This window comes from Actinomadura sp. GTD37 (genome assembly GCF_041951365.1).
GTDB lineage: Bacteria > Actinomycetota > Actinomycetes > Streptosporangiales > Streptosporangiaceae > Spirillospora.
In genome coordinates, this window is sequence record NZ_JBGNUS010000005.1 from 127,942 (window position 1) to 145,347 (window position 17,406).

Below are 17,406 nucleotides of genomic sequence, written 5' to 3' on the forward strand. Positions count from 1 at the left end.
AAACATGGACGTCGGTCTGAGTGCCGAACAACGCCAGCTCGTCGGCTCCTTCACCGACCTGTACGCCGGCGCGTCGCCGCCGGCGCGGGTCCGGGCGGCCGAACCGCTGGGCTTCGACGCGGGCCTGTGGGACGCCGTCCGGTCCGCCGGCGCCGTGCTCATGGCGGTCGGCGAGGACGCCGGCGGCTGGGGGGCCGAACCGCTCGACCTCGCGCTGATCGCGGAGGTTCAGGGGCGCTTCCTCGCCCCCGCGCCGGTCGTCGAGGCGCAGGCCGCCGCCCGGCTCCTGGCCCGGCTCGGGACGCCGCGCGCCGCGGCCGTCCTCGCCGCCGTGCTGGCCGGAGAGCGGACCGTGACGATGGCCGTGCGTCCGGCCCGCGACGGGACGGCCCGGCTCGTCCCGGCCGGGGCCGTCGCCGATGACGCGCTGATCGCGGACGGCGACCGGCTGCTGCTCGTCCCGGCCCGCGGAGCGCCGGTCGAGAACCTCGGGTCGATGCCGCTCGCCGACCTGCCGGTGGGCGCGGACGCCGAGGTGCTCGCCGCCGGTCCGGACGCCCGCGCCGCCCACGAGGCGGCGCAGGACGAGTTCCTGCTGCTCACCGCCGCCGCCCAGGTCGGCATCGCGGCCCGCGCCCTGGAGATCGGCGTGGAGTACGTCACCGGACGGCGCGCCTGGAACGTTCCGATCGGGTCCTTCCAGGCGGTCGCCCACCCGCTCGCCGACTCGGCCGCGGCCGTCGACGGCGCCCGGCTGCTCGTCCACGAGGCCGCGTGGGCGGCGGCGGAGGCCCCGGCGCGCTTCGCCGAGCTGGCCGCCATGGCGTTCGGGTTCGCGGCGGAGACGGCGCGCGACGCCACCTACCGCAGCCTGCACTTCCACGGCGGCTACGGATTCACCGACGAGTACGACGTCCAGCTGTACTACCGGCGCGCCCGCGCGTGGGCCGCCGCCTGCCTCGAACCGCGCGCCGCCTACCGCCGGGCGGCCGACCGCCGCTACGGCCCCGCACAGATGGAGGAACAGTGGACTTCGGCCTAGGAGAGCGCGGCGAGGCGCTCCGCACGGAGGTGAGGGCGTTCCTCAAGGAGCACCTCACCGACGAGCTCGCCGAGCGCTGCCACCGCACCGGCGTCGCCCACGACGCCGGTTTCGTCCGCGCGATGCACGAGGCGGGGCTGCTCGCGCTGGGCTGGCCCGAGGAGTGGGGCGGGCGCCCCTGCGACCCCCTCGACCTGTGCGTCGTGGAGGAGGAGCTGAGCCGGGCCGACGCCCCCACCTACGGGGTGAGCACGACGCACATGGTCGCGCGCGCCGTCCTGCACTGCGGGAGCGACGCGCAGCGGGAGCGGATCGTCCCGAGGGCGGTGCGCGGCGAGATCGTCATCGTGCTGGGGTTCACCGAGCCCGAATGCGGGTCCGACCTCGCCGCCGCGCGGACCCGCGCCGTCCGGGACGGCGACCACTGGGTCGTCAACGGCTCCAAGATGTTCACGACCAACGCCCACATCGGCGACTACGTGTTCCTGCTCGCGCGGACCGATCCGGCCGCCGCCAAGCACGAGGGGCTGACCGTCTTCCTGGTGCCCCTCGACCAGCCCGGCATCGAGGTGCAGGCCGTCCGCACCGTCTCCGGCGAGCGGACGAACATCACCTACTACCGCGACGCCCGCGTCCACGACGGGTGGCGGATCGGCGACGTCGGCGCCGGCTGGCGCGTCCTCGGCGAGGCGCTCCAGGAGGAGCACTCCACCGGCTTCGGCGCCTCGATGCTGCGGATGCTGGAGGCGGCGGAGGAGTGGGCGCGGACGGTGCCCGGCGACCGGGGCGGGCCCCGCATCGCCGACCCGGACGTCCGGGAGCGGCTCGGCCGGTGCGCCGCCGAGGCCGAGGTCTCCCTGCTGCTCCAGCGGCGCGCGGCGGTGATGGCCCGGCAGGGCGCCGTCCCCGCGGCGGAGGGGCCGATGTCCAAGCTCTTCAGCTCCGAGGCGCTGACCCGGGCGGCCGAGGACCTGTCCGCCCTGCTCGGCCCGGACGCGCTGCGCAGCCACCTGTCCCCCGCCGCCGGGGCGGGCGGGCGGGTGGAGCACGCGCTGCGCTTCTCCCTGGGGACGACGATCTACGGCGGGACGAGCGAGATCCAGCGCGGCATCATCGCCCGCCGGGGCCTCGGGCTGCCCCGCTGACCGGTTGAGACGCCGAAGGCGGCCGCCCCTCGCGAGGGGCGGCCGCCTTCGGCGTCGCGTCACCGCTCGGCGGTCTCCTCCGCGGGCCCGGCGCTCAGGTACGCCGACTCCAGCTCGCCGGACGAGGCCAGCAGTTCCGCGCCGGTGCCCGACATCGCCAGCCTGCCGCGCCGCAGCACGTGCCCGCGGTCGCTGACCGACAGCACCTGCGAGGCGTGCTGCTCCACGATCAGCACCGCCGTCCCGGCGTCGGCCGCGGCGCGGAGCCGCTCCAGCAGCCGGGTCACGATCAGCGGGGCGAGCCCCAGGGACAGCTCGTCCACCAGCAGCAGGTCCGGCTTGGCCGCGAGGCTGCGGCCGAGCGCCAGCATCCGCTGCTCGCCGCCCGACAGCAGGCCCGCCCGGCGCTTGAGGAGCGGCTCCAGCTCGGGGAAGAGGGCGAGCGCGTCCTCCACCCGGCCCGGCCCGAGCCTCAGGTTCGCCAGCGTCGTCAGCCGGCTGAAGACCGCGCCCTGCTCGCTGATGTAGGACACGCCCTGCCGGGCCCGCCGGTGCAGCGCGCCGCGCAGCAGGGCGCCCCGGTACCGGACGGTCCCGGACGTCGGCGCCAGCACCCCGGCGAGCGCGAGCAGCGTCGTGGTCTTGCCGGCCCCGTTCGGCCCGAGCAGCGCCACGACCTCGCCCTCGTCGACGTGCAGGTCCAGCGACCGGATCACGTCCGCGCCGGAGTACCCCGCGGACAACCCCTCGACGCTCAGCAGCATCGCCGTCACGCCCTCTCCCGTTCGACCGGCTCGGCCCGTTCGACCGGCTCGGCCCGCTCGGCCGCCGCGTCCGTGCCGAGGTAGGCGGCCACCACGGCCGGATCCCGCAGGATCTCCGCCGGCTCCCCGTCCGCGATCAGCGCTCCGAAGTTGAGGACGGCGACCCGGTCGGCGCACGTCCGCACGAACGACATGTCGTGCTCCACGACCAGGACGGCGATGCCGAGGTTCTCGGCCAGCCGCCGGATCAGCCGGGCCAGCTCGGCCGTCTCCTCCTCGCTGAGCCCGGCGGCGGGCTCGTCCAGCAGCAGCACGGCCGGGTCGGCGGCCACCGCGCGGGCGATGGCCAGCAGCCGCCGCCTGCCGTGCGGCAGCTCGTCCGGGAGCCGCGCCAGGTCGTCGGCGAGCCCGAACTCCTGGACGGCCGCCGCGCCCGCCGCCGTCAGCGCCGGCATGCGCGGCCGGACCAGGTCGGTGACGTACCGCAGCGGCCCCGGGCTCCCCGCCGTCACCAGGAGGTTCTCCAGGACGGTGAGGTCCTCGAACAGCTCCAGCGTCTGGAAGGAGCGGACCAGCCCGGCGCGGGACCGGCGGGCGGCGCCCCAGTCCTCCATCGCCGCGCCGCCGAGCCGGATCCGCGCGCCGCGCTCGGGGCGGACGAAGCCCGTCAGCGCGTCGATCACGGTCGTCTTCCCGGCGCCGTTCGGCCCGATCAGCGCCAGGACCTCGCCGCGGCCCACGTGCAGCCGCACGTCGTCCACGGCCCTGACCCGGCCGAAGCGGACGCTCAGCGCCGAGACGTCCAGGACCCGCTCCCCCGCCGGGCGCTCCCGGCGCGGCGAGTCGGCGGCGGCCGCCGGTGCCGGCGCGGGTGCGGCGCCGCGCTCGCGGCGCCCCGGGGGCCGCACCCGGTCGCGCACCAGCCCGGCGAACCGGACCTGCTCGAAGGCCATCCCGCTCGGGTTGGCGAGGATGATGACCAGCAGCATCGCGCCCGAGACGATCTCCAGCGCGTTGGTGCCGAGGCCGAACGAATGGATGATCTGCCCGCCGATGCCGCCCGGGGCGAACGTGCCGCCGCCGATCGCGCCGATCACGAAGCCGATCCCGCCGATGACCGTGTACACGACCAGCTGCACGGACGAGAACGGCGAGAACTCGGTCAGCACCAGGTTCCGCTGCCGGAACGCGAGCAGCACGCCGCCGAGCGCGGCGAGGGCCGCGCCGAGCGCGAACGCGTAGACCTTGATGGTCGCGCTGTCGAGCCCGAGCGCGGCGGCCGCCCGCTCGTTGCTGCGCAGCGCGATCAGCCGCAGCCCGGTCCACCCGCGCCGCACGTTCGCCACGCCGACCGACACCGCGACGAGCAGCGCGAGCGTGACGAAGGCCAGCCGGCGCGGATGGTCGAAGCCGTCGATGGCCCAGCCGAACAGGTTCAGCGTGCCGATGTCGATCCCGGCCATCCCGCCGGTGAGGGCGGGGTTCTGCAGGATCAGCTGGGACAGCACGACCGACAGGCCGAAGGTCAGCAGGGCGAGGTTCACGCCCCGCGTCCGCAGCGCCGGGATCGCGACGACCACCCCGACCGCCATCGTGATGGCCACGGCGGCGACCAGGGCCGGGACGAACGGCCAGGACTGCGTCTGGATCAGCTTCCCGGCGATCCACGCGCCGGTGCCGGCGAGGCCCATCTGGGCGAGGGAGATCTGCCCGGTCAGCCCGGTGACCACCACCAGCGACAGGCAGATCATCGCGGCGGCGAGGCTGACCTGGATCGAGGCCGCCCACGCGGGCGGCACCGCCGTGATGACGACCGCGGTGGCCGCGACGGCGGCGAGCAGGCCCGGGACCGAGACCCGGCCCGAGCCGAGCACCGGGAGCCGGTCCAGCAGCTCACCCCGGACGGGCAGGTTGCGGCCCGCGACGAACAGCACCACCACGATCATGAGGAACGCGGCCGAGTGGGACACCGACTGGGCGGTGAACGCCCCGAACAGCAGCCGGTCGTCGGAGACCACGGGCGCCAGCGGGCCCTCGTCCACGATGTAGCGGCCGAGGAGCGTCTCCACCAGGCCGATGACGAGCGCCGCCGCGAGCGTCTTCCAGAACGAGTAGAAGCGGCCCACGAGCGCCGCCGCCAGCGAGCGCAGGACGATCAGCGCGAGCGCCTCGACGCTGAGGAACAGGATCGGCGCGACCAGGACGCCGGCCAGCGCGGCCAGCACGGCGCCGGTCATCCAGTTGACCGTGGCGACGAGGTCCGGCGACTTGCCGAGCGCCGCCGCCGCGACCGGGTTCTCCGCGACGGCCTCGGTGGTCCGCCCGAAGGACGTCCAGCGGAACAGCGCCACGAGGCCGAGCGTCAGGACGCCCGCGATGGCGATGATCCAGAACCGGTCCTCGCTGATCCCCGCGCCCGTCCCGAACAGGTGGTGCACCGAGTGCGGCAGCGGGGAGACGACGAGGTCCTGCCCGCGTCCCCACAGCTGGTAGCCGATCCCGACCAGCAGCGCGAAGACGCCCAGGGTCGCGACGAGGCGCACCAGCGCCGACGCGCGCCGCAGGTGCTTCATCAGCAGCAGGTGCGTGGCGCCGCCGAGCACGGCGGGGACGCCCAGGGCGAGCGGCCACGCGGCGGCCTGCGACAGCCCGAGGTCGGGCGCGACGCGGTAGAACAGGTACGCGCCGATCATGCTGTAGGCGCCCTGCGCGAAGTTCACGACCCCGCTGCCGCGGTAGATGAGTACGAGTCCCTGGGCGGTGAGGGCGTAGACCGCCCCCACCGACAGTCCCAGGATGACGAAGGTGAGCAAGTCGTTCATGGGCGAGGCTCCTGGCCTGTCCGGCCGCTACTTCTTCGCGAGCTCGTTCAGATCGGTGAACTTGCCGCCGGCGGGCGCGTTGATCTTGCCGCCCTGGACCGTCTGGAACTGCACGGTCGCCCGCGGCAGCTGCGGCAGCTTGAGGAAGTTCGGCGAACCGTAGGTGAAGTCGGGGGCGATGCCGATGGAGACCTTGCTGCCCTTGAGCGAGGCCATGAGCGCGGAACCGCTGATCTCGTCGGTGGTGCCGAGCCGGTCCGCCACGAAGTGGACGGCCGCCCAGGCGTTGAGCGCGAACTCGGTGCCCTCGATCTCGCCGTCGCCGTACTTCTCGATCTCGTCCCGGAACTGCTTGATCTTCGGGTTCGCGGTGTTCGTCGCGGCGTCGTAGTCGCTGATGACGAGGGTGCCGTCCGCCGCGTCGCCCATCTTCGCGAGCGACGCCTCGGACACCGCGGTCGCGACGACCGCGATCTTGCCCTTGTAGCCGGCCTGCCGCAGGCCCACGATCGTCTTGCTGGTGACGTCGGTGGAGGCGAGCAGCGCGACGCCGTCCGGCTTGTCGCCGACGATCTGGCTGAAGTGGGAGGTGAGGTCGGCCGAGGCGTCGAAGGGCAGGTAGTAGGCGCCCTTCAGGTCGCCCGGCGCCGCGAGCAGCGCCTTGACGTACGTGGGCACCAGTCGGCCGGACGGGCTGTCGCCGGTCACGACGGCGACCGTCTTGGCCCCCGCGTCCTGGAGCGCGGCGCCGGTCGCGGCGGACAGCATCGGCGAGCCGCCCTCAAGGGGGAACGACGCCGGGTTCACGAAGTCCTGCTCGGTCTGCACCTGCGTGCCCACCAGCGGGATCGACGCCGCCTCGAACGCCTGGACGACCGCGTCCGACGAGACGTACTTCCCGACGGTGGCGACGACCTTCTTGTCGATGGCCTCGCGTGCGCACTTCACCGCCGCGTTGGGGTCGGTGACGGTGGACGCCTCGCAGTCGACCAGCTTGAGCGGGCGCGGCTCGCCGCCGCCGGCCGGCTTCACGCCGCCGGCGTCGTTCACCGCGTTGACCGCGGCCCTGGCGGCCTTCAGCAGCTCGGGCTGGTAGATGGGCCCGGGGCCGGAGGCGATCACCGACAGGTTGACGGGCTCCCCGGCGAGGCTCTTGCCGTACTCGGCGTCGGAGCCGGAATCGGAGCAGGCGGTGGCGGCGGCCGTGGCCAGCGCCGCGATGGCGGCGGCGGAGAGGAATCTACGCACGGTGGGACTCCCAACTATCTGCGCGAGGGCGCGTTCTGACGGACCCGGGCGGACCGGCCGGCGGCCGCGGGAGCCGTCCGGTCCGGACGGCGGCGCCGATCGCCGAGGCGAAGTGCCTCGAAACTAACAGGATGTGACGTCGATATCAATAACGATTCGGTCCCGCCGATCGGTACCGTGTTACCACCTCAGCACCCGAGACGGTCAAGGATCTTCACATCTCCCGAGTGGAGGGGATGTCATGTATTTTGACGTCAACGTCAAGGAAAGGGAAGACGACGATGACCTCTCCCCGGATCTACCACGTCGGCATCGTGGTCGACGCCCTCGAACCGGCGATGGAGCAGTTCGCCGCCGCGGCGGGCGTGACGTGGGGCCGCGTGCAGCGGTTCGCGGCCGGGTTCGGCACGCCGTCGGGCCCCCGCACGTTCGACCAGGCGTTCGTCCTGTCCCTGGAGGGGCCGCCCTACATCGAGCTGCTCGTGCGCGTCCCGGACAGCGTGTGGGAGCGGACCGGCCTGCACCACCTCGGCATGTGGAGCGACGACGTGCCCGGCGAGTCCGCCGGCCTCGAAGAGGGCGGCTGCCCGTGGGAGGCCGCGCTCCTCGACGCCGAGGGCCGGCGGGCGGGCGGCTGCTACCACGTCCTGCCGGGCCTCGGCGCGCGAGTGGAACTCGTGTCCCGCGCCGCGAGCGCCCCGCGCCTGGAGCGCTACCTCGCGGGCGGCGACTACCGCTGATCGCCCCGCGCGGCGGCGCGGCCGGCGAGGAACTCCCAGGTGCGCTCGGCGTCGGCGTCGGTCGTGGCGAGCACATGCGCGGCGAAGTCCGTGGCGCCGCTCGCGGCGAACGCGTCGAGGCGCCGGGCCACCTCGTCCGGCGAGCCGACGATCGCGAGCCGGGCCACCCCGTCCACGCCCTCCCGGCGCAGCACCTTCCGGTAGGACGGGAAGCGGTCGTTGGCGCCGAGCACGGCGTGCACGTGCTCGCGCGTGCCCGCGACGTCGTCGGTCACGCAGACCGGCAGGGCGGCCACGATCCGGAACGGCGCGCCGGCCGGCCGGTCCCGCAGCGCCGGGCGGATCACGTCGGCGATCGTCCGCGGTCCCGCCGCCCAGGTGACGACGCCGGACGCCGCCTCCGCGGCCAGTGCGGCCATCGCCGGGTTGACGGCGCCCAGCAGGATCGGGGTCGGGTCGCCGCCGACGACGACCCGCCGCCCGTCCCCGCCGGCCATGACGGACGCCAGCTCCGCCACGTAGCGGCGCGTGGCCGCGATCGGCGGCGGCCACTCCAGCCCGAACGCGTCCCGGACCAGCGCCTCGTGGGACGGGCCGATGCCGAGCGCCAGCCGCCCGCCCCCGATCGCCTCCTGGACCGTCGCCACCTGCTGCGCGAGGGCGTACGGCGGACGCAGCGGCATCGGCACCACGGCCGTGCCCAGTTCCACGTCCGGCACCTCGCGGCCCGCGACGGCGAAGGCGGTGAGGGTGTCGTGGCCGGTGAGCATGGGCGCCCAGTACCCGGCCAGGCCGAACTCGGCGACCCTGCGCACCTGCTCGACGACGCCGTCGACCCTCCCGCGCATGGTGAGTCCCGAATGAATGGCTATGCGCATGCTGTGCGTTCCTCCGTCGCTGCGGCCGTACGGCGCGGTCGTTCTCAGTAGGACTTGGGCAGGCCGAGGACGTGCTCGCTGATGTAGTTCAGCACCATCTCCTGGCTGACCGGGGCGATGCGCATGAGGCGGGACTCCCGGAAGTACCGTTCGACGTGGTACTCCCGCGCGTAGCCGTAGCCGCCGTGCGTCTGGACCGCCGCGTCCGCCGCCGCGAAGCCGGCGTCGGCGCACAGCCACTTCGCGGTGTTCGCCTCCTTCCCGCACGGCCGCCCGCTGTCGTAGCGGGCGGCGGCGTGCCGGGCCGCCAGCTCCGCGGCGTCCAGCCGCATCGACGCCTCGGCCAGCGGGAAGGCGATCCCCTGGTTCTTCCCGATCGGGCGGCCGAACACGACGCGCTCCCCCGCGTACCGCACCGCGCGGCGCAGCGCCGCCCGGCCGATGCCGAGCGCCTCGTGCGCGAGCAGGATGCGCTCCGGGTTGATGCCGTCCAGCAGGTAGGCGAACCCGCGGCCCTCCTCCCCCACCAGGGCCGACCCGGGGACGCGGAAGTCGTCCAGGAACACCTCGTACGAGGACACGGCGTTGCGGCCCATCTTCGGGATCGCCCGCATCTCGATGCCGCCCCCGGTGAGGTCGACGACGAACATCGACAGCCCGTCGGTCGGCCGCCGTCCCTCCCGCGGCTCGCTCGTGCGCGCCAGCAGGACGGCCTTCTGCGACTGCGCCGCCTTCGTGATCCAGACCTTCCGCCCGTTGATCACGTAGTCGGCTCCGTCCCGCCGGGCGAACGTGCGGATGCGGCTCGTGTCCGAGCCCGCGTCCGGTTCGGTGATGGCGAAGCAGACGTGCAGGTCGCCCGCGGCGGCGGCCGGGAGCAGCTCGCGGCAGAGCCGCTCGCCGCCGTGCCGCGCCACCAGGTTCAGGCCGAAGATCGTGAGGTGGAACGGGCTGCATCCGTTCATGCCGGCCCCGGACGCGGCGATCTCGTAGACCATGGACGACGCGGCCGAGATGCCGAGCCCGGCGCCGCCGTACTCCGTCGGGATGGCGATGCCCAGCCAGCCGGCCGACGCGAACGCCTCGTAGAACTCCCAGGGGAACCGCGCCTCCTGGTCGACGTCCGCCCAGTAGGCGTCGTCGAACCGGCCGGCCACCTCGCGGACCGCCGTGCGCAGCTCCTCGTCGGTGAGCTGCTCCCCGGGGTCGTCGCCGGCCGGCGGGACGGGTGCGGGCTGCTTCTCGGTCATGGGCGGGCTCCTTCTCCGATGTCGGTGCTGATCGCGGCGCGGGCGCGCGGCCCCGGTCGTCCGGCCATGTCAGCGCACCGACCGGCCGCCGTCGACGTAGAGGACCTGGCCGGTCACGAACCCGGACTCCTCGGCGGCGAGGAACAGCGCGGCGTTCGCGATGTCCGCGGGCCGGCCCACGCGCCGCACCGGGAGCCCGGCCGCCACCTCCGCCAGGCGCCGCTCCACGGGGACGCCGAGGCGCTCGGCCGTCGCGCGGGTCATCTCCGTGTCGACGTAGCCGGGCCCGATCGAGTTGACGGTGACGCCGAAGGGGCCGAGCTCGATCGCGGTCGTCCGGGTGAAGCCCTGGATCCCCGCCTTCGCCGCGGAGTAGTTCGCCTGGCCGCGGTTGCCGAGGGCCGCGGTCGAGGAGATGTTGACCACCCGCCCGTACCGCCGCTCGACCATGATCCGCTGGGCCGCCCGGGTGACGAGGAACGTGCCGCGCAGGTGGACGCCCATCACGGTGTCCCAGTCGTCCTCGGTCATCTTGAACAGGAGGTTGTCGCGGGTCACGCCGGCGTTGTTCACGACGATGTCGAGGCCGCCGAACTCCCGGACCAGCCGCTCCAGCGCCGCGTCCACCTGGGCGGCGTCGCAGACGTCCGCGCCGATGCCGACGGCCTGCCCGCCTGCGCCCGTGATGGCCGCCACGGTGCCCGCGGTCGCGTCCTCCTCCAGGTCGAGGACCCCGACCCTGGCTCCGGCGCCGGCGTACAGGCGGGCGATCTCCGCTCCGATGCCGCGGGCCGCGCCCGTCACCAGCGCGACGCGGCCGTCGAGACTCGTCATGATCGGTCAGCTCCTGAGTTCTCCGTGGTGGATTGCGGGCGGGCCGCCCGGTCCCGCGCGAGCGTGCGGACGGCCTCCCGGTGGGCGTCCGACTCCAGGAGCCGGACGTGCCATTCGGCCTCGGCGTCGGCGCAGGTCGCCAGGTCCGCGTCGTGGGCGCGGGCCACGTGCGCCTTCATGGCGCGCAGGGCGTCCGGCGAGGCGGCGGCCAGGCGTCCGGCGAGCTTCGCGACGTGGCCGTGCAGCCGCTCGCCGGGCAGGACGTCCGTCACCAGGCCGAGGTCCCGCGCCCGCGCCGCCGGCAGGGGCGGCGAGAAGTAGAGCAGTTCCAGCGCCCGCGCGTGCCCGGCCAGCCGGCGCAGCAGCCAGGTGCAGCCGAAGTCGCCGGCCAGGCCGAGCCGGCCGAACCCGGTGCGCAGCGTCGCCTCGGGGCTCGCGTAGCGCAGGTCGCAGGCGAGCGCGAGGCCGAGGCCGGCGCCGACGGCCGGGCCGTCGATCAGCGCGATGCTGGGCTTGCCCATCGCGTGCAGCCGGGCGACCGTCGCGCGCTGCAGCGCCTTCTGCGCCGCGAGGCGCACGGCCGGCTCGCCGGCCGGGCCGAAGACGCTCTCCCCCGCGGCGAGCATGCCGAGGTCGCCGCCCGCGCAGAAGACGCCGCCCGCGCCCCGCAGCACGAGGACGCGGACGTCCTCCGCCCGGTCGGCGAGGTCGAGCATCGCGGCCAGGGCTTCGAGCATCTCCCGCGAGAAGGCGTTGCGGGCCTCCGGGCGGTTGAGCGTCAGCGTGAGCACGCCGGAGGCCCGGGACGCGAGCAGGTGCCCGGTGCCCGTCTCGACGGCCCCGGCCGGCCGCGCGCCGGGCGCGGCCGCCTCCAGATTATTTGACATAGACGTCGAAATTATAATGAGACGGGCCAATGGTCAATCCCGCGACCCCAGCGCACGCGCCACCAGGGTGTAACTCGACATCGACGTCAAACTTGTGCATAGGATCGGGCCGTCGGGGCAGCCCCCGCGACCGCGTACACGGAGGTGCACATGCACGATCGGCCACGCCCCGCCGGTCACCCGGCCGGCCCCGGTCACCCGGACGACCCCGCCGGCCTCGAACCGCCCCTCTCCGGCACCGTCGTGCTGAGCTTCGAGCAGGCGGTGTCGGCGCCCTACTGCACGCGGATGCTGGCCGACCTCGGCGCCCGGGTCATCAAGGTGGAGCACCCGCGCTCCGGCGACCTCACCCGGTGGTTCGACGACGCCGCCGACGGCATGGCCACGTACTTCGCCTGGCTGAACCGGAACAAGGAGTCCCTCGCCCTCGACTGCAAGCGGCCCGAGTCCCGTCCCGTCCTCGACCGGCTGCTCGAACGCGCCGACGTCGTCGTGCAGAACCTCGCCCCCGGGTCCGCGCGCCGCCTCGGGCTGGACGCCGGGACGCTGGTCGAGCGCCACCCGTCCCTCGTCGCCGTGGACATCTCCGGCTACGGCACCGGCGGGCCCCTCGACCACCGGCGGGCCTACGACCTGCTCGTCCAGGCGGAGAGCGGCTCCTGCGCGGCCACCGGGCGGGCGGACGCGCCGGCCAAGCCGGGCGTCCCGATCGCCGACCTCGGCACCGCGATGCAGGCGGCGTCGGGCATCATGGCCGCGCTGCTGCGCCGGGGCCGCACCGGCTCCGGCGCCGCGCTGCGGGTCAGCATGTTCGACACCGCCGCCGACCTGCTGGGCTTCGCGCTCCTGTACGCGCGCTACACCGGGGAGGAGCGGGCCCCGATCGGGATGTCGTCGCCGATCGTCGCCCCCTACGGCGCGTACCCGACCGGGGACGGGCGCACCGTCGTCCTCGGGACGACCAACGACGCCGAATGGCAGCGCCTCGCCCGCGACCTGATCGGGCGCCCGGACCTGGCGGACGACGAGACGCTCGCCACCACCCCGCTGCGCTGCGAGCAGCGCGACAGGCTGGACGAGGCCGTCGCCGCGTGGACCTCCACGCTCGACCTCGCCGAGGTCTGCGCGCGCGCCGACGCGGCCGGCATCGGCAACGCCGAGTTCAACCGGGTGACCGAGGTCGTGGACCACCCGCAGCTGACCGCCCGCGACCGCTGGCGGCAGGTCGGGTCGCCGGTCGGGCCGCTCGCCTCGCTGCTCCCCCCCGTCATCACCGCCGCGTGGAGCACGCCGCTGGAGGACGTCCCCGGCCTGGGCGAGCACACCGCGGCGATCCTCGCCGAACTCGGCTTCGACCCGAACGACTTCCCCCAAGGAGAGACATGAACGAGGCCGTGATCTGCCAGCCCGTGCGCACCGCGATCGGGCGGTTCGGCGGCGCCCTGCGGACGGTCCCCGTCCAGACGCTCGGCGTGACGGTCGTCGAGGCGCTGATGGCCCGCAGCGGCCTCGACGGCGCGCTCGTCGACGACGTCGTCTTCGGGCACTGCTACGGCACCGCCGAGGCGCCCGCGATCGGCCGCGTCATCGCCCTGGACGCCGGCCTGCCGACCACCGTCCCCGGCATGCAGCTCGACCGCCGCTGCGGCTCCGGTCTGCAGGCCGTGGTGCTGGCCGCCGCGATGGTGCGCTCCGGCGCGGCCCGCGCGATCATCGCCGGCGGCGCCGAGAGCATGTCGCAGGCGCCGCACTACTCCCTGACCGCGCGCTGGGGCTCGCGCGCCGGCGACATCACGCTGACCGACACCCTCACGCGCGGGCGGACGACGGCCGGCGGCCGGTCGCACCCCGTGCCGGGCGGCATGCTGGAGACGGCGGAGAACCTGCGCCGCGAGTACTCGATCAGCCGGGAGGAGCAGGACGACCTCGCCTACCGGTCGCACCAGCGCGCCCTGGCGGCCCAGGACGGCGGGGCGTTCGCCGAGGAGATCGTCCCCGTCCGGGTCAGCACCCGGAAGGGCACCGTGGTCGTCGACACCGACGAGCACCCGCGCCGCGACGTCTCCCGCGAGGCGCTCGCCGCGCTCCGCCCGGTGATGCGGAATGAGGACGCCGAGGCGACGGTGACGGCGGGCAACGCGAGCGGCCAGAACGACGGCGCGGCGGCGTGCCTCGTGACGACGCCCGAGTTCGCCGCCGAGCACGGGCTGCGGCCCTTCGCGCGCGTGGTGTCCACGGCCGTCGCGGGCGTCTCGCCGGACGTCATGGGGATCGGGCCGGTGCCGGCGACGCAGCGGGCCCTCGACGCCGCCGGGCTGAAGCTCTCCGACATGGACCTCATCGAGCTGAACGAGGCGTTCGCCGCCCAGGCGCTCGCGGTGACGCGGGAGTGGGGGTTCGGCGCCGCCGACTTCGAGCGGCTCAACGTCAACGGCTCGGGGATCTCGCTGGGCCACCCGGTCGGGGCCACCGGCGCGCGGATCGTGGCGACGCTGCTGCACGAGATGGCGCGGCGGGACGCGCGGTACGGCCTGGAGACGCTGTGCATCGGCGGCGGGCAGGGCATCGCGGCGGTCTTCGAGCGCGTCCCGGCGTGACCGGCGGGCGGTCCGGCGGGACGCCCGGCGCCGGGCGCCCCGCCGGGCCTCGCCCCGGACGGCCCGGCGGGACGCTCAGGCGGTGCCGCTCTCGGCCGGGGCCTTGCGGGTGGCGGCGGCCGGGCTGAGGCCGAGGGCGTTCGCCCACAGCAGCGTCAGCTGCTCCACCGCCTCCCGCATGTCGAACCGGGCGCCGCCGACGAACATCATCTCGGCGAACTTCGCGACCATGCCGCCGAGCGCGGTGGCCGCGTACCGCTCGTCGATCCGCGTGTCGGCGAACCCCTCCGCCTGCAGCCGCTTGATCGCCGACTCCAGCCGGGCCGCGAGGTAGTCGTCGCGCTTGGAGCGCACCTGGCGGACGTCGTCGTTGTAGCGGCTGACCTCCTCGATGACCCGCATGATGCGGGCCTCCTTCTTGTACGCGGTCAGGTACGCCTTGTTGGCGGCGCGGATGCGGTCGATCGGCCCCGCGTCCTCGCCCCGGTCCTGCGCGATGTCGTCCATGGACACCAGGCGGACCTCGACCTCTTCGGCGATCTCGCGGAAGAGGGACTCCTTCGAATCGAAATAGTGGTAGAAGGAGCCGTGCGAGACGTTCGCCTCCGCCGCGATATCGGTGATCCGCGCCTGGAGGAAGCCGTCGCGCTCGAACACGACCTTGCCGGCCTCGAAGAGGCGCGCCCGGGTCCGGCGGCCCTTCGCCGAGCGAGGCTCTGCGTCCATCCCGTCCTCCAAACGATGAATTTGACGTCGAAAACATAATGCCGCAACTCGCCGGCGTCCAATGTCGGGCGCGGGGGGCGGGGCGGCCCGGAAGACCTTACCGAGGGCGCAGCCCGGCCGTAGCCGCGGCCGCGGCTACGGCGGGCCGTCCGGCTCACCCGGACTCCCGGCCGCCGCTCCGGATGTCGATCTCCCGGCGGGCGAACAGGAGGCGTCCGCCCTCCCAGGTCATCCGGTCGGTGTACCGGCCGGCGAGGATCGCGCCGGTGTCCGCGACGAAGACCGCGAAGGACGAGACGGCGTCGACGTCCCCGTCCGGCCGGACCCGGATGCTCGGCACGCCCTGCAGGTGGACCGCCGCCGGCGACCCGGCGGCGAAGGCCGCAAGCTCCCGCCCGCCGCTGATCTCGCGTCCCCGCAGGACCAGCGTTCCGCCGAGGGCGTAGAGTCCGCCGAACGCCTCCCCGTCCCCGTCGTCGACGAACCGGGAGTAGTCCGCCTGGAGCCGCGTCACCGCGGCCAGCCGCCGGCCGGCGTCCGCGTCGTCGTCCCGCATGCCTCACCTCGCTCCTCCGTCGGCCCGTCCCGGGCCGCTCGGACATCTTACGATTTTGACGTCGGTATCTATAGTCTGCGGAGCACCATCGGGGGTGAAAGCCCCGGTTGCCGGACTCCGCCGCCTTCTCTTTGATGTCGACGTCAGTATAAGATTAGGTTCGCCGCGCGCACCCCGATGGCGCCCCGGCGGCGCCCGGCGGGCCGCGCGGACGGCGGGCGGGACGGCGTCCCGCACCCCCTCGGCACCCGTGAGCCTCCGTCCGCCGGTCCCGGCGGAGGGGGAAGCAAGGAGAAGAGATGGCACCGGTCCCCATCGCCGACGATCTGCTCACCTGGCCCGATGGCGAACCCAGCCTGATCGGCGGCAGGTGCGCGGAATGCGGCGCGTTCACGTTCCCGCTCCGGGCGGGCTGCCCGCGGTGCGGCGCGACCTCCGTGGAGCGCACGCCGCTGAACCGCTCCGGAACCCTCTGGACATGGACGACCCAGGGCTTCCCGCCGAAGGCGCCGTTCCGCGGCGAGTTCGCCGGGACCGACCCGTTCGAGCCCTGGCTCGTCGGAGTGGTCGAGCTCACCGGCCAGCTCCGCGTCGAGGGCCTCATCGTCGGCTGCACCCGGGACGAGCTGGCCATCGGCATGCCGATGCGGCTCGTCACGATGCCGTTCCGCACCGGCGAGGACGGCAGCGAGATCATCACGTTCGCCTTCAGCCCGGAAGAGGGAGACCATGCCTGACGTCGCGATCATCGGGGTGGGCATCCACCGGTTCGGCCGGTTCCCGGGCAAGCCCGCCCTGGCCATGGGCGCCGAGGCCGCCCGGGACGCGCTGGCCGACGCCGGGCTGGCCTGGGCGGACATGCAGTTCGCCGTGGGCGGCAGCTACGAGGTCGACCAGCCGGACGCGGTCGTCGCCGAACTGGGGCTGACCGGCGTCCAGTTCACCAACGTCTACAACGGCTGCGCGACGGCCGGCAGCGCGCTGGCGATGGCCAGCCAGGCGATCCGGCTCGGGGAGCACGAGATCGGGCTCGTCCTCGGCATGGACAAGCACGAGCCGGGCGCCTTCACCGCGAACCCGCAGGAGTACGGCTGCCCCCAGTGGTACGGCGAGATGGGGCTGTTCCTGACCACGAAGTTCTTCGGCATGAAGATCAACCGCTACATGCACGACCACGGGATCACCGGCGAGACGCTCGCGGCGGTCGCCGAGAAGAACTACCGCAACGGCGGCCTCAACCCCGACGCCCACCGGCGCACCCCGCTGACGAGCGAGCAGATCCTCGGGTCGCGGATGGTCAACCACCCGCTGACCCAGTACATGTTCTGCAGCCCGAACGAGGGCGCGGCGGCGCTGGTCGTGTGCAGCGCCGACGTGGCGCGCCGCTACACCGACACGCCGGTCTACCTGCGCAGCGTCGTCACCCGGACCAGGCGCTACGGGGCCTTCGAGGTGCACACGCCGTCCGCGTCCCTGGCGGCCGACCACGTCCCCGCGCCGACCGTCGACGCGGCGCGGGCCGCGTTCGAGGCGGCGGGCGTCGCCCCGCAGGACGTCGGCATCGCCCAGCTCCAGGACACCGACGCGGGCGCCGAGGTCATCCACATGGCCGAGGTCGGGCTGTGCGAGGACGGCGCGCAGAACAAGCTGATCGCGGCCGGGGCCACGGGCCTCGGAGGCAGCCTGCCGGTCAACACCGACGGCGGCCTGATCGCCAACGGCGAGCCGGTCGGCGCCTCGGGCCTGCGGCAGGTCCGCGAACTGGTGCTGCAGATGCGCGGACGGGCGGGCGAGCGCCAGGTGCGGAACACGCCGCGCGTCGGGGTCGCCCAGCTGTACGGCGCGCCCGGGGTCGCCGCGGTCTCCGTCCTGTCGACCTGACGGAGGCGGCGGCGGCCCCGGCCGGGGCGGTCGCGG

16 protein-coding genes are annotated in these 17,406 nt (G+C 74.4%); 7 read left to right on the forward strand and 9 right to left on the reverse strand.

Annotated elements, in window-relative coordinates; translation table 11 throughout:
* The first annotated feature begins 4 nt into the window (after window positions 1-4).
* Window positions 5-1,042 carry an acyl-CoA dehydrogenase family protein gene (locus ACA511_RS25170; protein ID WP_375027058.1) on the forward strand — a complete coding sequence of 346 codons (1,038 nt, stop codon included), beginning with the start codon at window positions 5-7 and terminating at the stop codon, window positions 1,040-1,042.
* A complete protein-coding gene (locus ACA511_RS25175) occupies window positions 1,027-2,187 on the forward strand; it encodes an acyl-CoA dehydrogenase family protein (RefSeq protein WP_375027059.1) in 1,161 nt (386 codons plus the stop codon). Before ACA511_RS25170 ends, ACA511_RS25175 begins: the two co-directional genes overlap by 16 nt.
* A gap of 59 nt (window positions 2,188-2,246) precedes the next feature.
* Here ACA511_RS25175 and ACA511_RS25180 read toward each other — a convergent pair whose 3' ends face one another.
* From ACA511_RS25180 to ACA511_RS25190, 3 genes are read right to left on the reverse strand one after another with little or no spacing between them, the layout of a single operon-like run.
* The gene (locus ACA511_RS25180; protein ID WP_375027493.1) at window positions 2,247-2,951 is read right to left on the reverse strand and encodes an ABC transporter ATP-binding protein; all 705 of its coding nucleotides are present in this window, start codon (window positions 2,949-2,951) and stop codon (window positions 2,247-2,249) included.
* A gap of 5 nt (window positions 2,952-2,956) precedes the next feature.
* Window positions 2,957-5,773, reverse strand: a complete 2,817-nt coding sequence (locus ACA511_RS25185) for an ATP-binding cassette domain-containing protein (protein ID WP_375027060.1) — start codon at window positions 5,771-5,773, stop codon at window positions 2,957-2,959.
* A 27-nt stretch (window positions 5,774-5,800) separates the two neighbouring features.
* Complete coding sequence (locus tag ACA511_RS25190) at window positions 5,801-7,021, reverse strand: ABC transporter substrate-binding protein (protein ID WP_375027061.1); 1,221 nt, start codon at window positions 7,019-7,021, stop codon at window positions 5,801-5,803.
* Window positions 7,022-7,302: 281 nt separating this feature from the next.
* Between ACA511_RS25190 and ACA511_RS25195 the strand changes: the two genes are divergently transcribed.
* A complete protein-coding gene (locus tag ACA511_RS25195) occupies window positions 7,303-7,761 on the forward strand; it encodes a VOC family protein (RefSeq protein ID WP_375027062.1) in 459 nt (152 codons plus the stop codon).
* On the opposite strand, the gene ACA511_RS25200 is transcribed toward ACA511_RS25195, so the two are convergent.
* The 4 genes from ACA511_RS25200 to ACA511_RS25215 all read right to left on the reverse strand — a co-directional run bounded on the left by ACA511_RS25200 (window position 7,752) and on the right by ACA511_RS25215 (window position 11,610).
* Window positions 7,752-8,639: an LLM class flavin-dependent oxidoreductase gene (locus ACA511_RS25200; protein WP_375027063.1), complete on the reverse strand. Its 888-nt coding sequence runs from the start codon at window positions 8,637-8,639 to the stop codon at window positions 7,752-7,754. The genes ACA511_RS25195 and ACA511_RS25200 overlap by 10 nt on opposite strands.
* Window positions 8,640-8,683: 44 nt before the next feature.
* Window positions 8,684-9,889, reverse strand: coding sequence for an acyl-CoA dehydrogenase family protein (locus tag ACA511_RS25205; RefSeq protein ID WP_375027064.1), 1,206 nt, complete (start codon window positions 9,887-9,889; stop codon window positions 8,684-8,686).
* Window positions 9,890-9,958: 69 nt separating this feature from the next.
* Window positions 9,959-10,723, reverse strand: a complete 765-nt coding sequence (gene fabG, locus ACA511_RS25210) for a 3-oxoacyl-ACP reductase FabG (RefSeq protein ID WP_375027065.1) — start codon at window positions 10,721-10,723, stop codon at window positions 9,959-9,961.
* Window positions 10,720-11,610, reverse strand: coding sequence for an enoyl-CoA hydratase/isomerase family protein (locus ACA511_RS25215; protein WP_375027066.1), 891 nt, complete (start codon window positions 11,608-11,610; stop codon window positions 10,720-10,722). Before ACA511_RS25215 ends, fabG begins: the two co-directional genes overlap by 4 nt.
* Window positions 11,611-11,760: 150 nt before the next feature.
* On the opposite strand from ACA511_RS25215, the gene ACA511_RS25220 reads away from it, so the two are divergent.
* On the forward strand, window positions 11,761-12,996 hold the full coding sequence (locus ACA511_RS25220) for a CaiB/BaiF CoA transferase family protein (RefSeq protein ID WP_375027067.1): 1,236 nt from the start codon (window positions 11,761-11,763) through the stop codon (window positions 12,994-12,996).
* The gene (locus tag ACA511_RS25225; protein WP_375027068.1) at window positions 12,993-14,207 is read left to right on the forward strand and encodes an acetyl-CoA C-acetyltransferase; all 1,215 of its coding nucleotides are present in this window, start codon (window positions 12,993-12,995) and stop codon (window positions 14,205-14,207) included. Before ACA511_RS25220 ends, ACA511_RS25225 begins: the two co-directional genes overlap by 4 nt.
* A gap of 75 nt (window positions 14,208-14,282) precedes the next feature.
* On the opposite strand, the gene ACA511_RS25230 is transcribed toward ACA511_RS25225, so the two are convergent.
* Both ACA511_RS25230 and ACA511_RS25235 read right to left on the reverse strand, forming a co-directional pair.
* The gene (locus tag ACA511_RS25230) at window positions 14,283-14,933 is read right to left on the reverse strand and encodes a TetR/AcrR family transcriptional regulator (protein WP_375027069.1); all 651 of its coding nucleotides are present in this window, start codon (window positions 14,931-14,933) and stop codon (window positions 14,283-14,285) included.
* A gap of 154 nt (window positions 14,934-15,087) precedes the next feature.
* On the reverse strand, window positions 15,088-15,489 hold the full coding sequence (locus ACA511_RS25235; protein WP_375027070.1) for a nuclear transport factor 2 family protein: 402 nt from the start codon (window positions 15,487-15,489) through the stop codon (window positions 15,088-15,090).
* 299 nt (window positions 15,490-15,788) lie between these two features.
* Between ACA511_RS25235 and ACA511_RS25240 the strand changes: the two genes are divergently transcribed.
* Together ACA511_RS25240 and ACA511_RS25245 are read left to right on the forward strand one after the other, a co-directional pair.
* A complete protein-coding gene (locus ACA511_RS25240) occupies window positions 15,789-16,226 on the forward strand; it encodes a Zn-ribbon domain-containing OB-fold protein (RefSeq protein ID WP_375027071.1) in 438 nt (145 codons plus the stop codon).
* Complete coding sequence (locus ACA511_RS25245; RefSeq protein WP_375027072.1) at window positions 16,219-17,370, forward strand: thiolase family protein; 1,152 nt, start codon at window positions 16,219-16,221, stop codon at window positions 17,368-17,370. The genes ACA511_RS25240 and ACA511_RS25245 overlap by 8 nt, the downstream gene beginning before the upstream one ends.
* Window positions 17,371-17,406: the final 36 nt, after the last annotated feature.